The following is an 11,864-nucleotide window of genomic DNA, read 5'->3' as shown; positions in this document are numbered from 1 at the left end:
TTCAAGTTTCTATCTTTTTGAAGAAAATGAAAAATTATTACACACAAATCAAATAGCTTATTGATTTTACGGTGTTTGCTGTTGGTTTTGAACTGGTGTTTCTTGACTAGAAGGGGTTTGTTCCCCGTTTGACTGATTTGATTGAACGCCTTGATTTCCTTGCGGCGTTTGCTGTTGATTTTGTTCCTGTTGCGGGTTCTGCTGTTGCTGATTGTTTTGACCCTGCTGCGGTGTCTGTTGCTGATAATTCTGCCCTTGTTGCGGCGTCTGTTGATACGGTTGCTGATTTGCCCGCTCCTCCACCTCAGACAATTCTTCAAAGGTTAACACACCATCATTATTTAAATCCGATGGCGAATAACCCTCTTTGATTACCCGCTCACCATTTGGCAAGATACGAAGCACTGTTACCTGTTCTCCCCATGGTGTGATCAATACTTGTCCGATACTTGATGTGTCGATCGTTGAGGATTCGATAGTTGCTTCTGTTGATGCACCTGTGGAATCGTTTAAACTTATCTCCCGTTTCGGAATTACCTCTTCTTCAGATGAGCCATAGAAATAAAGTCCAACCATCACACCTATAAGCAAAAGCGGAACAGATACGATTAATATAATAAAGTTGCGACGCTTCCTTTTCCTATCTTCTCTTTCTATTTGTGCTTCCGCTTCCAAAAAGGCTTGTCGCCACTTAGGATCATTTTGCCTTTGTGCAAGAAATTCATATGAATGCCAAGAATCATTTTTTGGAACATAATACAATTTCTCCTTCGACATCGCTTCACCCACCTTCTCCTTTTTCATTAAATCCTCTTTATTATTCTATCCTAAGCCAAGCCTTTCGTAAAATAAAAAATAAGTTACAAATTGAGTGAAATAACGACACCTCGTAGAAATAAGTCTCAAATAATCTTGGTTCTATTTTTAGAGAAAAAAACCGTTGTGACTCAAAAGTCACAACGGTTTTAGCAGCAAAAATTATTTAACTGCATCTTTTAGCGCTTTACCTGGTTTAAATGCAGGTACTTTGCTTGCTGGAATTTCGATTTCTTCACCAGTTTGTGGGTTACGTCCTTTGCGGGCCGCACGTTCACGTACTTCAAAGTTACCGAAGCCGATCAACTGAACTTTTTCACCTTCAGCTAATGCGTCTTGGATAGTTGAAAATACAGCATCGACAGCAGCTGTAGCGTCTTTCTTAGTTAAGTCAGTAGCTGCTGCAACTTTTTCGATCAATTCTGCTTTGTTTGCCATGAATGAATTCACCTCCTGAGAAATGAGTATTGATGTTAAAAACATCATCTGATGAACTGAGTGGTCCAGTCATCAGCAAAGAAATATTGATTTGGTCAATATTCTGTTATAACGATAGCATAAGAACCTTATGTTAGCAAGGTTTTTAGCGATTAATGGCACAAAATTCATGGTTGTTTTATCATTCGGAGAAATCTGTTGTCAGCAAAATAAAAGTATGATAAAATACCTTATTTTCTTCTGCGAGCGATTATTTTTATCGGCGTTCCTTCAAATTCGAAAGCTTTTCGAATTTGATTCTCTAAAAAGCGCGCATATGAGAAATGCATCAACTCTTCTTCATTCACAAATACGACAAAGGTTGGTGGTTTTACCGCCACCTGTGTAGCATAAAAAATCTTCAAACGTTTGCCCTTATCTGTTGGTGTCGGGTTAATTGCTACTGCATCCATGATGATATCATTTAAAACTGATGAAGGAATCCGCAAGTTTTGATTCATGCTGACTTCTTCAATCATCGTTGGAATCTTGTTCAACCGTTGCTTCGTCATAGCAGAAACGAAAACGATCGGTGCATAATCTAAATACGCAAATTCATCACGAATCTCTTCTTCAAACTCTTTCATGGTATTGGTATCTTTTTTCACCAGATCCCATTTATTAACCACAATGATCACTCCGCGACCCGCTTCATGAGCATATCCTGCAATTCGCTTATCTTGTTCCCGAATGCCTTCTTCCCCATTTAAAACGACCAGAACAACATCTGAACGATCGATTGCGCGCATCGCCCGCATAACAGAATATTTTTCTGTATTTTCGTAAACTTTCCCGCGTTTCCGCATTCCAGCGGTATCAATCATCGTAAACTCTTGGCCATTTTCACCGACAAACTTTGTATCGATTGCGTCACGAGTCGTTCCTTCAATATCAGAAACAATGACACGATCTTCGCCTAAAATAGCATTAATTAAAGAAGATTTACCGACATTGGGACGACCGATCAAACTAAACTTGATTGACTCGTCTTCATCCTCTTCATTGTCTGTCGGGAAATGCTTAACTGCTTCATCTAATACATCCCCTAAACCTAGCCCGTGACTTCCTGATACAGGATACGGTTCGCCTAGACCTAATGAATAAAATTCGTAGATATCGTTTCGCATTTCAGGATTATCGACCTTATTAACCATTAAGATAATTGGTTTTTTACTGCGATACAAAATTTTAGCGACCGCTTCGTCGGCATCAGTAACGCCTTCTTTACCGCTTGCCACAAGTAAAATGACATCTGCTTCATCAATGGCGATTTGTGCTTGTTGTTTAATTTGTTCCATAAAAGGTTCATCGCCAATATCAATTCCACCAGTATCAATGATTGAAAATTCGTGGTCTAACCACTCGCCTTTTGCATAGATACGGTCACGGGTAACACCTGGGGTATCTTCAACGATTGAAATGCGCTCTCCAGCGATCCGATTAAACAATGTTGATTTTCCGACGTTCGGACGACCAACAATAGCAATTGTAGGATTTGACATAATTTAACTCCTCGTTCCTATTAAATACTTTTCTACTAGAAAAAATCTGTCTGATAGACAGCAGATACCAGCTACTTTAAAAGTAGTGGTACTTTTTCCAAATTCTCCTTAGTTTAACTAAGAAAACTCCTTCTTGCAAGAGAAGGAGCCATTTTCATTAAAATATCAGCTGTTCGCTTATCATGGAAATCAAATCGGACAAAAAAGACGTGCTAAAGCACGCCTTCAATGAATTCTATTCTTGGTCTTCTGAACTTTCATTTAAAGCATCGCCTAAGATATCACCCATAGTGAAACCAGTATTTTCTTCTGGCATCTCGTATGTCTCTTCTTCAGCTGGCTCTGGTTTTGCTTCTTCAGGCTTTTCTTCTAACGCTTTGATTGAAAGAGCTACACGATGATCTTCAGGATGTACTTCTAAAACCTTCACTTGGACTTGGTCGCCTTCATGTAATACTTCATGAGGGGTTGCAATATGTTTGTGAGAGATTTGAGAAATGTGCACTAAGCCTTCCACACCTGGGAAGATTTCAACAAATGCTCCAAAGCTTGTCAAACGTTTCACCGTTCCTTCAAGTACAGAACCTGGAGCCGCTTTTTCTTCAATATCTGTCCAAGGTCCAGGTAAATTCGCTTTGATAGATAATGAAATCCGTTCTTTTTCTGGATCAACAGAAAGCACTTGAACTTCTACTTCATCACCGACACTTAATACATCAGCTGGTTTAGCCACATGACTGTGAGAAATCTCTGACACGTGAACCAATCCGTCGATGCCGCCAAGATCGATAAAGGCTCCAAAGTCTGTCAAACGAGCCACTTGACCTTTGATGACTTGACCTTCGTACAATTCTGCCAAGATTTCTTTTTTCTTCTCAGCTTTTTCTGCTTCAACTACTGCTTTATGAGATAAAATCAAACGATTTTCAGAAGGTTCGATTTCAATGATTTTGAATTTCAAAGTTTTTCCAGTATACGCTGAAAAATCATCAACGAAATGATCATCGATCATTGACGCTGGCACAAAGCCGCGCACACCTACATCAACAACCAATCCACCTTTAACGCTGCTGGTTACTGGTGCTTCGATAATTTTTCCATCTTGGAATTCTTTCTCAATATCTTCCCAAACTTTCTTCGCGTCTAAGCGGCGTTTAGAAAGGAGATAACTTCCATTTTCTTTGTCTTTTCCGATAGAAGAGATAACGACTAAATCAAGAATATCGCCAACCTTGACTTCTTCATTGATATCTTCAACAGGTAAAGTTGAAAGCTCTTTTGCAGGAACAACACCTTCTACTCCCGCACCTTCAATACCAACGATAACTTGTTTATCTTCTAAGGCAAGCACCTCGCCTTTAACAATATCGCCAACTTGAACTTCATTCACACTTTCCATTGCTGCTTCCATGGAAACATTCTCGTTGTCCATCGAATTTTGTTCTAAATCTGTCATGTCGTTTGTCCTCCTTACCAACAATTCTGCGTAAAATACACTACATGTCCTATTTTAGATGAATCCACATGAAAAATAAAGCGATTTCTTCTTTTTTTCTAAAAAATTGAAAGAAATTCGCTTTATTTATCGTTTTTATCCAAAATTTAGAAACCTTTTGACTGGATTACCTCTTTAATCTTCGTTACTACCTGTTCAATTGACATTCCAGTCGTATCGACCAATTCAGCATCTGCTGCCTGAACCAGAGGTGAAACTTCCCGATGCGAATCCAAATAATCTCGCTTGGCAATTGCTTCTTTAATCGCCTCAAAATCCATCTCGATTCCTTTTTCCTGATTTTCTTTATAGCGGCGTTGTGCTCGTTCTTCAACGCTTGCGACTAGAAAGATTTTTACTTCTGCTTGCGGCAGTACGGTTGTACCAATATCACGGCCATCCATGACAATCCCGCCAGCTTGAGCTAGCTGTCTTTGCGATTCGACTAATTCTTCTCGAACCTTTCCATGGGCGGAAACCTCAGAAACGGCCCCCGTTACATCTGGTTGTCGAATTGCTTGTGTAATCTCTTCATCATCAGCAAAAACAAGCTGACCATGAGCCGATTGCTTAAAGCTGATCGGGTATTTTTTTGTTAATTCAGCCAATCCATCTTCATCTGAAAACGCGATATTGTGTTTGATTGCTAAAAATGTTATAGCTCGATACATCGCACCCGTGTCAACATAAACAAAATGAAAGTCACTTGCCAAAATTTTCGCTACGGTGCTTTTACCAGACGATGCGGGACCGTCGATTGCAATTGAAATTTTTTCCATGTTCTGCCTCTTTTCAATAAATAAGCCGTAATCGCTAGCGATTACGGCAAAGTATTCAAATTATTTAATACGCACTTGTTGACCTGGATCAAAATAGAAATTGCTTCTATCCATCCCATTCAGTCTTAAGAATTCATCGACACTCAAGCCATAGCGTCCAGCAATTTGTTGTGGACCTTCACCTGATTGAACTGTACCATATTGGGCGTTTGCATCATTCGTTGTACTTGAAGATGGTGTTGTTTGTTGCGCAGCTGCTGCAGAACGTGATGCTTCTGCTTGCGCTTGTGCCTCTGCGGCTGCCTGAGATTCAGCTGCAGCTTGTTGCTGTGCTTGCTGATCAGCGGCTTGTTGTTGCTCTTGTTGATTTGCTTCTGAATCTGTTGAAGATGTGCTTTCTTCGGTGCTGCTTTCTTCCGTGCTTGACTTTTCTGTTGAAGAAACCTTAGATACCTGAGTTGTACTCTCAGGAGAGGCTGCTGGTTTGTCGTTATCACGAGTAATCCAGAAAAAGGCACCAGCTGGAATCAAAATAAGGGCTAATAATAATGCGACTAGAATCGTCAAGAATTTCGTATTTCCGCCACCTTTGTTTCCACCACCACTACGACGAGACTGGCTGCGTGAATAGGTTTCTTCTTCACTATCAGATTCGTAAATATGTTGATCCCACGGTTCGTTGTTCGTATCGTTATAGCGATCTTTTCTACTCAATTTCTCTAACCTCCTAAATGCTATCGCCATGTATTATACCATAGCTCTTGAAAATGTGGCGCCAATTTTCAATCTTTCTCATCATTTTTAAAAATTTTTTGAATAATTTTTCCCCAAGAAAGCTGGACCTCGTTGTTCATCTGTTCTACTGCTTTCACCTTTAATAAAGCATCATCGTTATCGCAGCATTTTTGATTATTCTCAGTTAATGTTTCCCCAAAATAGGCAATCAAAAATGCCCGGCGGCACTCTTTAGTAGAAATGTAATCCAACATTTTTTGTAGTTGAACCTTTTTAGTCTTACCTCGCTGGCTTAAAAGCTCCATCAAGCGAGAGCTTTCGTTAGGGAAAAATTGTTCCCATTTTTTTATTAACGGATCCTCAAAGACCAAATCAGTCATTCGTTGCTTGATTTCAAATAATTTTTTTGATTGATCGGTTTGCTCCTGAAGAAAATGATGAATATACTCATCACCTGCTTCATATAACAAAATTGCTTGACTTAGTTGACCATCTCTACCAGCACGACCAACCTCTTGTAAATAATTCTCTGGTGAATCTGGTAAATCATAATGAATAACAAAGCGAATATTTTCCTTATTGATCCCCATGCCGAATGCATTCGTAGCTATCAAAATCCGTAAATCATCCGCTAAAAATTGTTGTTGCAGCATTCGTCGTTCTTGACCGCTGAGTCCGCCATGATAGTAGGCAATCGCGTGCTGGTGTTTAAACGTTTGATACAGTTCTTCAACTTTTTTTCGGGTGGCACAATAAATAATTCCCGAACCTTCTAAGGTCGTTATTAACTCACGCAATTTTTCCAATTTGTTCTCTTGGTAGACAAAGTAACTGATATTAGGACGGTCAACAGAAAAAATAAATTCCTGTGCCGATTTTTCTCGAAACAGCAGCCTTTGGATATCCATTCGAACTGCTGGTGTCGCCGTCGCCGTCAATGCCAAAACTAAGGAGACACCGATGAATTTGATACCATCGGCCAGCTTCAGATATTCCGGACGAAAATCAATCCCCCACTGAGAAATACAATGAGCCTCATCCACCACGATAAATGCTAATCTTGCTGCTTTTAGAGCCTTTTGGACATCCGCACTCAAAAACATTTCCGGACTCATGAAAATAAATTTATAATGATGGATTTCATTTAGAATCCACTGTTTTTCCCAAGAGGAAAGCAGACTATTGAGGGCCATAGCTCTTTTTTCTCCAAGCCGCTGCAACTGAGCCACCTGATCTTCCATTAAAGAAATCAGTGGTGAAATAATGATCACTGTCCCATCTATGAAATAACCAGGCAATTGATAACACAATGATTTGCCAGTTCCTGTCGGCAACATCCCTAACACTGATTCTCCATTTAGGATCGTCTCAATAATTTCCTGCTGACCAGGTCTGAACTGATCATGATGAAATTTTTCTCTTAATACTTGTGTTAAATCCATTGTTTTTCCCTCAAATAATAAATTTGTGACAAACGAAAATTTAAATACGGTACATCATACTCTTGGTAACGTTGATCTAGTACGTCTTCACTGCTTAACTGGTTAAAGTCGATCAGCTCGAAACGTTTAAAGGGAAATGCTTTCTCTAACAAAGCCCATTCAATAAAATGATCATTAATTGTTCCTTGCTTTAAATGACGAAGTTGTAAAATTTCGGCTTCTGTTTTACCAGCTAGAAAGTATTCTCTGGTTTTCAACATACTTTTATTAAGATTCTGCTGATCCAACGCTGATAATAATCTAGCCAGCTCTCCCTTTTTAACCTGAGCCAAAAAAAGATCAATTGCATGCTGTCGAAAAAGTTGATCCCACGGCGCAACTTGGTATTTTTCAGGTAATAATTGAAAAGCTGTCCTCCCTTGAAAATCATAACCAGAAAATTGATTAGCTAAAAAATCAGCTTCTTTAGAAGGCAATTGTTGAAAAATCGTCAGTAATTCTTGCTGGAAGTGTTTGACTAAATTCGGCCCAGAACCTGCCAACCATTTTTTGATCTGCTGTAAATAGAAAGGACGATTTTCAATTGGCATATATTCTTTTTCACCATAAGATAAATGACTAATGACCTGCACCGCAAATAGAAGCAGTTGCCAAGAATTCTCACGTGTTCGACCATAGCGTAAATTATCCAATCCATTAAGATCAAAACTCTCCTCAGACAATCGATCCTTGCCTCGAGAGGTCAGTTTTCCAAAACCTTCATCAATAGTAATCCAGCCAGTAGCTAGTAATTCCTGAAGTTCTTTTTGAAAGTCAACCTCTTTTAAATTTGGTAGTGCTCCTAAATAAATTAAATTATGATAAAAAAAACCGTGCAGCAAAACAGAACTCGTTCTTTTGCCAACTAATAAATGATACAAAGTCGAGGTCCTTATCTTGTAGCCAGATTGAAATAACGTTAAAATAAAAAAAGTCATAGTAAAATCTCCTGTGGAAGGTGAAAAAATGAAATGCGAAATCATTCCTGAGCGCTGTATCGCCTGTGGTTTATGCCAGACGATCGCTCCAGAAATATTTGATTATACCGACGACGGACTCGTTCTTTTTGTTGGGGAGCCTGAAGCCACCCATGAATTTATCCCTGAAGACAAACAAGCAGCAGTCGTTCAGTCAGCTAAACGTTGCCCGTCTCATGCTATCTTATATCAAAATTCATAATAACATATTTAAAAAAAGTTCACGAATACGAGCGAATTTTCGCAAAAAAAATTCTCAGACTAAAAACGTCTGAGATTTTATTATTTATACTGAATGATGTTGCGAAGTCATCGTCTTTTTCGATAACCAAGGAAGTAGCTTAGCATGTAAGGCTAGGAAAACAACGCTGACGAATACCCCCTTAAGAATATTGAATGGAACAATCCCTACTAAAATATAGCGACCTAAGCCCATTCCCAGCATCTGTCCAGCTGAAAGGCCAAATGCCTTCAAGTAAAGTGGTGTAATCACAAAGTAGTTTGCGATACTCATAAAGATCGTCATCGCCAGAATACCTAAGCCTAAACCTATAACGCGTTTTGAGGTTGTTTTTTTTCTAAACATTAAAAAGATCGGTAAGGTATACAAGGTTGATGCGAAAAAGCTGGCAAAGTCTCCAATCAAATTGTCGATCGAAAAACCGGTCATCGTCAAATGCAGCAATGAACGAATAAAAGCTGTCGCAACGCCCGTCAATGGTCCAAAAATAAACATATTGATCAAAACTGGAATATCGCTAAAGTCTAACTTTAGAAAAGGAAACATCGGGAGAATAGGAAAAGCGATAAATTGTAAAATCAATCCCATTGCTGCTGCCACTGCTACTGCTGTCATTTTTTGTAACCGTAAGTTCTTCATGTGAAATCCTCCGTTTCGGAATCATCTTCATCGAACCATTTGAGCCAGACCTCGACACAAAAAAACTCTATGCTTCAGAAAAAAGCATAGAGTTACTTGAATATGATCTCACTCAAATAAGCTCTATCTTCTTTATCCAGACTGTACTGTCGGTATCGGAATTACACCGAATCGGCTGCTTGCGCAGTTCGCGGACTATTACCGCCGGTCGGGATTTTCACCCTGCCCCTGAAGACGAACCTTAAATTATTTTTTGTTGTGAATTAACTATAACAAGTTTACTATCAAAAAACAAGTAAATAATTTTCTATTTAGATTGGTTCAGCAAAGTATTGATTTCCCTTGTATTCAAACGACGGTATTCTCCTGGTCGTAATCCCTGCAAAGTTAAGTCGCCATAGCGTTCTCGTTTCAATTTCTGAACAGGCAGACCGACTGCGGCTAACATATTTTTGACCTGATGATTACGACCTTCATGAATTGTCAGTTCGACGATACTTGTTTCTGCCTTTTTATCGGCTGAAAGGATTTCAAAACGAGCCGGTGCTGTTTTTTTCCCCTCAATGCGCACCCCTTTGGTCAATGGCATAAGTGTTCTTTTCTCCGCGAACCCTTTCACCTTAGCCACATAAACCTTGTCAATTTGATGCTTCGGGTGGGCTAATCTTTGTGAAAAGTCACCATCATTCGTCAAAAGTAAAATACCCGAAGTATCATAATCCAAACGTCCCACAGGATAAATTCTTTCCGGAACACCCGCAAAATAATCCGTCACGACTTTTCGATTTTTGTCATCACTGACAGCTGAGATCACACCACGAGGTTTGTAAAATAAATAATAAACAGGTTCCTCTTGATAGATTGGCACACCATCGACTTCGACGATATCCTTCTTGCCTACTTTTGTTCCTAATTCCTTCACCACTTCGCCATTTACTTTGACCCGTCCGCCAGTAATATACTCCTCGGCTTTACGGCGCGAGGCAATCCCCGCGTGGGCGATAACTTTTTGTAATCTCTCCATTTATTGTCCATCCTCTTCTTTAAAACGATCATAAAACAAATCCAATGGTTCATCATCGTCGGCTAGATCTGCTTCCATCTTTTGTACATCCGGTAATTCTTCCATATCTTTCAATCCAAAATAATCCATAAAATAAGCGCTGGTTCCATATAGAATTGCACGACCCGGACCATCGACACGACCTTTTTCCTCAATGAGTTGACGTGCTACCAATGTTTGAACCGCCCCACTTGATTGTACTCCCCGAAGTTCATCAATTTCTGATCGGGTCACCGGCTGTTTGTAAGCAATGATAGACAACGTTTCAAGAGCTGCCTGACTTAAACGATTGGCCATTGGTGAACGTGCAAATTCTTTTAACAAAGGAGCAAATTCCTTCTTTGTACTTAAAACAAAATGATTACCGACCTCTAGCAGGGTTAACGCGGAAGCGGCATTCGTTTCATATGATTCCTTCAGATCTATAATGTTTTGATAGATTTCGGGGGTTGGTCTTTTCAAAGTAAAGGCCAGTTCTTCTAAACTAATTCCTTCTTCACCTACCACAAAAAGCATCGCTTCGATCTGGCTTAATTGATTCATACAATGACTCCTTTAAAAATTAAGATTGGTGCGTATGTTTCCTCCTGAGTGGCAGTAGCCTCGCCTTTTTTCATCAATTCCAATAACGCCATGAAAGTTGTGATCATCTCGTCTTTAGTATATTGCACAAAAAAAGACTCCAATGGCAAGCCTTCGTTCTCAGATAGTTTATCTAACCGCCGACCAATCTCATTCACTTTTTGATCAACCGTGATCGTCTCAGCGGTCACAGTCGTCTCCATAGGCTGATTTCTTTTCTTACGTTGCAGAACATCATGTAAAGCCAAAAAAAGATCAATGGTATTCAATTGATTTTTAGGCAGAGGTAAAATTTCTTCTTCATATTCAGAAAGATCCATGGGAGCCTTCGTGTAAAACAAGCTGCGTTCCTGTTCCTTTTCAGATAATACCGATGCTGCGTACTTATATTTCCGGTACTCTAAAAGTTGCTGAACTAGAGCGTCTCGTGGATCTTCTCCCTCTTCGTCGTCATACTCAAACTCTACTTCGGGTTTAGGCAAAAGCATTTGACTTTTGATCGACATTAAGGTTGCTGCCATCACCAAATATTCTCCAGCTACTTCCAACTCCAATTTTTTCATCGCATGAATAAAATTCATATATTGCTCCGTCACTTCCGCGATGGGAATATCATAAATATCGATTTCCAATTGCTGAATCAAGTGCAGCAATAAATCCAACGGCCCTTCAAAAACATCTAATTTTAAACTGATTGTTTCCATTTTATCCTCGCTTATGTTTTTGCCATTTTGCTAAGAAAGCAGATGTTGCTGGTGTCCCAATTATTGTTTGATCTGGATATATCGCCTGCAATTCTTCCATCATTTTTAGGCTCACACCTTCTCCTCGATAAGAAGGGTTTAAGCTGATGTCATGCAAAACAATTTCTTGATCCTCTAGTTGGCTGACTCCAACGACGCCTTGGACATTATCTGATTTTTCATCGTAATAGCAGTAAAGCTGATAGCGATCATCATCCTCATAGGTATCAATTTCTTTTAGCAAGTGCTGATGGTCCTTCAAACTTTCATGAAAACTTAAAAGACCCATTGCAATTTTTCGTTGATTTTTTCGATAGTGACTAAGCATTCTTTC

Annotated in this window: 14 protein-coding genes and 1 riboswitch; of the genes, 1 reads left to right on the top strand and 13 read right to left on the bottom strand. The window is 39.5% G+C overall.

The features are described from left to right. Nucleotides 1-66 precede the first annotated feature (66 nt). The 8 genes from KQI58_RS04735 to KQI58_RS04700 all read right to left on the bottom strand — a co-directional run bounded on the left by KQI58_RS04735 (nucleotide 67) and on the right by KQI58_RS04700 (nucleotide 8,223). Nucleotides 67-804, bottom strand: coding sequence for a hypothetical protein (locus tag KQI58_RS04735; protein ID WP_216406930.1), 738 nt, complete (start codon nucleotides 802-804; stop codon nucleotides 67-69). Nucleotides 805-978: 174 nt separating this feature from the next. Then, the gene (locus KQI58_RS04730) at nucleotides 979-1,254 is read right to left on the bottom strand and encodes an HU family DNA-binding protein (RefSeq protein ID WP_010744623.1); all 276 of its coding nucleotides are present in this window, start codon (nucleotides 1,252-1,254) and stop codon (nucleotides 979-981) included. A gap of 230 nt (nucleotides 1,255-1,484) precedes the next feature. Beyond that, a complete protein-coding gene (gene der / locus KQI58_RS04725) occupies nucleotides 1,485-2,795 on the bottom strand; it encodes a ribosome biogenesis GTPase Der (RefSeq protein WP_216406927.1) in 1,311 nt (436 codons plus the stop codon). Nucleotides 2,796-3,030: 235 nt separating this feature from the next. Further along, nucleotides 3,031-4,251, bottom strand: a complete 1,221-nt coding sequence (gene rpsA / locus KQI58_RS04720; protein ID WP_216406925.1) for a 30S ribosomal protein S1 — start codon at nucleotides 4,249-4,251, stop codon at nucleotides 3,031-3,033. A gap of 146 nt (nucleotides 4,252-4,397) precedes the next feature. Then, a complete protein-coding gene (gene cmk, locus KQI58_RS04715) occupies nucleotides 4,398-5,069 on the bottom strand; it encodes a (d)CMP kinase (protein ID WP_216406923.1) in 672 nt (223 codons plus the stop codon). Between the two features lie 60 nt (nucleotides 5,070-5,129). Next, nucleotides 5,130-5,783: a LysM peptidoglycan-binding domain-containing protein gene (locus KQI58_RS04710; protein WP_216406921.1), complete on the bottom strand. Its 654-nt coding sequence runs from the start codon at nucleotides 5,781-5,783 to the stop codon at nucleotides 5,130-5,132. Nucleotides 5,784-5,851: 68 nt separating this feature from the next. Beyond that, complete coding sequence (locus KQI58_RS04705) at nucleotides 5,852-7,246, bottom strand: RecQ family ATP-dependent DNA helicase (protein ID WP_216406919.1); 1,395 nt, start codon at nucleotides 7,244-7,246, stop codon at nucleotides 5,852-5,854. Continuing rightward, nucleotides 7,237-8,223 (bottom strand): helix-turn-helix domain-containing protein, encoded by a 987-nt coding sequence (locus tag KQI58_RS04700; protein WP_216406917.1) that lies wholly within the window; start codon nucleotides 8,221-8,223, stop codon nucleotides 7,237-7,239. Before KQI58_RS04700 ends, KQI58_RS04705 begins: the two co-directional genes overlap by 10 nt. A 28-nt stretch (nucleotides 8,224-8,251) precedes the next feature. Here KQI58_RS04700 and KQI58_RS04695 point away from each other — a divergent pair, with 28 nt between their 5' ends. Continuing rightward, nucleotides 8,252-8,464, top strand: a complete 213-nt coding sequence (locus KQI58_RS04695; protein WP_216406915.1) for a ferredoxin — start codon at nucleotides 8,252-8,254, stop codon at nucleotides 8,462-8,464. A gap of 84 nt (nucleotides 8,465-8,548) precedes the next feature. Here the strand turns inward: KQI58_RS04695 and KQI58_RS04690 are convergent, their stop codons facing one another. The 5 genes from KQI58_RS04690 to KQI58_RS04670 form a co-directional block, all read right to left on the bottom strand. Next, nucleotides 8,549-9,142: an ECF transporter S component gene (locus KQI58_RS04690; protein WP_216406913.1), complete on the bottom strand. Its 594-nt coding sequence runs from the start codon at nucleotides 9,140-9,142 to the stop codon at nucleotides 8,549-8,551. A gap of 121 nt (nucleotides 9,143-9,263) precedes the next feature. Then, nucleotides 9,264-9,382: riboswitch (FMN riboswitch) on the bottom strand. Between the two features lie 67 nt (nucleotides 9,383-9,449). Next, nucleotides 9,450-10,166 (bottom strand): pseudouridine synthase, encoded by a 717-nt coding sequence (locus KQI58_RS04685; RefSeq protein WP_216406911.1) that lies wholly within the window; start codon nucleotides 10,164-10,166, stop codon nucleotides 9,450-9,452. Continuing rightward, nucleotides 10,167-10,748: an SMC-Scp complex subunit ScpB gene (gene scpB / locus KQI58_RS04680; protein WP_216406909.1), complete on the bottom strand. Its 582-nt coding sequence runs from the start codon at nucleotides 10,746-10,748 to the stop codon at nucleotides 10,167-10,169. Beyond that, complete coding sequence (locus tag KQI58_RS04675) at nucleotides 10,745-11,491, bottom strand: segregation/condensation protein A (RefSeq protein ID WP_216406907.1); 747 nt, start codon at nucleotides 11,489-11,491, stop codon at nucleotides 10,745-10,747. Before KQI58_RS04675 ends, scpB begins: the two co-directional genes overlap by 4 nt. A gap of 1 nt (nucleotide 11,492) precedes the next feature. Next, the gene (locus KQI58_RS04670) at nucleotides 11,493-11,858 is read right to left on the bottom strand and encodes a GNAT family N-acetyltransferase (protein ID WP_216406905.1); all 366 of its coding nucleotides are present in this window, start codon (nucleotides 11,856-11,858) and stop codon (nucleotides 11,493-11,495) included. Nucleotides 11,859-11,864: the final 6 nt, after the last annotated feature.

Origin of the sequence: Enterococcus raffinosus, assembly GCF_018917525.1 — a bacterium.
GTDB lineage: Bacteria > Bacillota > Bacilli > Lactobacillales > Enterococcaceae > Enterococcus_A > Enterococcus_A raffinosus_A.
The sequence above is the reverse complement of the archived record's forward strand: the minus strand, read 5'-3'. Positions and strand labels throughout refer to the sequence as shown.